The 391-nt window shown below is 57.3% G+C and carries 1 protein-coding gene; it reads left to right on the top strand.

Features of this window, described 5'->3' with window-relative positions; all coding sequences use genetic code 11:
• A partial coding sequence (locus B3F77_RS10020; protein ID WP_293604815.1) for a reverse transcriptase domain-containing protein occupies window positions 1-391 on the top strand: 391 nt, incomplete at both ends.

The following is a 391-nucleotide window of genomic DNA, read 5'->3' as shown; positions in this document are numbered from 1 at the left end:
TGGCTCAAGGCGGGCGTGATCGACGATGGACGTCGGACAGCGGCAGAGAAAGGCACTCCGCAAGGATCTGTTATTTCGCCGTTGCTTGCGAACATCTACTTGCACTATGTGTCCGATTTGTGGGCACATCAATGGCGAGGGCGGCACGCGACAGGACGCGTCATGCTCGTACGCTATGCGGATGACAGTGTATCGGGATTCGAACGGCAGGCCGATGGAAAAGTGTTCTTGGCGGCATTGCGGGAACGCTTGGCGGAATTTGGGCTGGCCTTACACCCGGAGAAGACCCGGCTGATTGAATTTGGACGATACGCCGTCAGAAACCGGCTCCGGCGTGGCAAAGGGAAGCCGGAGACATTCGACTTTCTGGGCTTTACGCATTGCTGTGGAA

This window comes from Polaromonas sp. UBA4122, from assembly GCA_002381615.1.
Lineage (GTDB): Bacteria > Pseudomonadota > Gammaproteobacteria > Burkholderiales > Burkholderiaceae_C > Polaromonas.
This window is presented reverse-complemented; position numbering and strand designations above follow the sequence as displayed.